The organism is Verrucomicrobiota bacterium, assembly GCA_037139415.1.
Lineage (GTDB): Bacteria > Verrucomicrobiota > Verrucomicrobiia > Limisphaerales > Fontisphaeraceae > JBAXGN01.
The window spans coordinates 1-2212 of record JBAXGN010000364.1 but is presented as its reverse complement, the minus strand read 5'-3'; the positions used below and the strand labels follow the sequence as shown (position 1 = coordinate 2212).

At 51.9% G+C, this 2212-nt stretch carries 4 protein-coding genes; 2 read left to right on the top strand and 2 right to left on the bottom strand.

Translation table 11 applies throughout. From position 1 onward, the window contains the following. The first annotated feature begins 131 nt into the window (after positions 1-131). Together WCO56_29700 and WCO56_29695 are read left to right on the top strand one after the other, a co-directional pair. The gene (locus WCO56_29700; protein MEI7733777.1) at positions 132-365 is read left to right on the top strand and encodes a transposase; all 234 of its coding nucleotides are present in this window, start codon (positions 132-134) and stop codon (positions 363-365) included. A 3-nt stretch (positions 366-368) separates the two neighbouring features. After that, positions 369-1094, top strand: a complete 726-nt coding sequence (locus WCO56_29695; protein MEI7733776.1) for a hypothetical protein — start codon at positions 369-371, stop codon at positions 1092-1094. A gap of 257 nt (positions 1095-1351) precedes the next feature. Here the strand turns inward: WCO56_29695 and WCO56_29690 are convergent, their stop codons facing one another. Both WCO56_29690 and WCO56_29685 read right to left on the bottom strand, forming a co-directional pair. After that, the gene (locus tag WCO56_29690) at positions 1352-1768 is read right to left on the bottom strand and encodes a hypothetical protein (GenBank protein MEI7733775.1); all 417 of its coding nucleotides are present in this window, start codon (positions 1766-1768) and stop codon (positions 1352-1354) included. After that, on the bottom strand, positions 1769-2212 hold a 444-nt coding region (locus WCO56_29685), incomplete at its 5' end, for a hypothetical protein (GenBank protein MEI7733774.1).

Genomic DNA, 2212 nt, shown 5'->3' with positions numbered 1-2212 from the left:
CGGTGTACAAGGTCTATGAACAATTTGAAGGCCGCAACTATCTGGTCGAGGGGGTGGCCTATCTTGATAAAAAAGGGGTCAAACTATAACAATGACTTGACTATTTAGAGAAAACAGTATAACTTCCCACCATGCCACGGCAATTGCGCGTTGAATATCCCGGGGCCATCTACCATGTGATGTCGCGTGGGGATCGGCGGGAAGACATCTTCCACGACGAGGTGGACCGTCAGGATTTCCTCAAAACCCTTGCGGAAGCCTGTCAAAAGGCGGATTTCCAAGTCCACGCCTATTGTCTCATGCGTAATCACTTCCATTTGGTGGTGGAAACTCCCCAAGGCAACCTGGTGGCCGGGATGCGCTGACTCTTGAGCACCTACACGCTGCGCCTGAATCATCGGCGCAAGCTCTTCGGCCATGTGTTTAGCGGACGCTACAAAGCGCTGATCGTGGATGGGAATAGCCGCGGCTACCTGAAAACGGTCTACGATTACGCACACTTGAATCCGGTGCGGGCCAGGCTTTTGACGGTGGAAGACCGGTTATTGAGTTATCCTTGGAGCAGGTTTGCCTGGTACTTGGCGTCCCCGGCGCACCGTCCGGCTTGGGTGCGGGTGGACCGGTTAATGGGGGAACATGGAATTCCGACCGATACGGCGGCGGGGCGGCAGGAATTCGAGCGGCGGATGGAAACCATGCGGGCGCGGGAAAGCGATGGTACGGAATGGGAGCCATTGCGGCGGGGATGGTGTCTCGGGCCGGAAACCTTTCGACAGGAATTGCTGGACCGGATGGCCGGGCAGTTGGGGGAACATCATGCCGGGGAACTGCGGCGGGAGAGCGCGGAAGCCAAGGCCGAACGCATTATTGACGAGGAACTAAAACGATTGGGTTGGACCCGGGTGGATTTGGAGCACCGGACCAAGAGTGATCCGGAAAAGGTGGCGGTGGCGGCCCGGTTGCGGCGGGAAACGACATTGACGATCAAAGCCATTGCAGCCCGGTTGCACCTGGGCAGTTGGAAAAGCACCACGACGCGACTGCAACAAAGAAAACGAAAGGAAAAATCAGATGAAACTAGGCCATTGTTATAGTTTGACCCCTTTTCCGGACAGTCTCGGCATTCGTTTTTCCGACAACCTTTCGCAAAGACTCGTATATGGATAAGATCTCGGCAGCAAAGCTATCCAGGTCTTCTTCGGCCACAAATCGAACTGCTGTTGGAGGCAAATAGCTCATTACTTTAATTTGGATGTCATGAAGGCTGTTGCCGCAAGCCATCGGCCCCATTCACAAATGGAGTGCTTCCTGTTTCAAGAAAGTTCATTCAAGTTCTTTAGTGCCTTTACGTTCATGAGCGTTCCAACGACACCCGCCCTTGGCCGCGTAACTCGATCCGAGATGGCGTTCTGGTGTTCTGAGGATCTGGATAAGCAACCGTATCGCTCAAATAGGGTTTTGTGTCAGAAAGAAGAATATTGCAACCGACTGACCGCTCCCGCAGATCGATCAACGAGTCGGTACGGCATCCGAAGTAACCCCAAAGGAACCGACGTTTCTCGATCGTCAAGTCAATGGTAGCAAGGACTGCAACTATCTGATGATTAATGTAAAGCAAGTCGCTAATCTGCGCTTGAAATGGTTGGGGCGTGGTGATCTCCTCGATGATCTCGTCACCAAACGTCAGCCGCCAACCACCAAAACCTAGGTTTGGTACGATATTTAACGGCTTGCCTATTAGGCTCTCGATATTCAGTGAAAATGGCATTTAGTCTTGCCCTTTCCTTAGAACCCTAGTTTGGATGACATCAGGAAACAAGATGGTTTTTCGAAGTTGGAACTGCGGTTTACCAAATACCATGGGGCCATCAGGGTGGGGACCAACTTCGCCAGGCCCAGCAAGGATCGTGTACATGTAAAGAACGCTGATATTTCTAAAATAGGTGATAGACACGGCTTCTGACCACGTAAGGTCCGGTCTTGATGTAACATCCGTCCCCGGACCGAAAGATGTAATTCCGGGACTTATGTCATAGCGGAAGTATGGCACCTTCTGTCCTCTGTCGCCACTCAACACAGCGCCAGTCGCAACAGAGATTGCTATGATCTTTCCAATGGCCTGTAATTTTGCTATGCTTAAAGCCGGAAGCTGCAAGTTCCCTAGCAGCCTGTCGGACTTAACAATGCGGATTTTTTGCAGGTTTTTGAATAA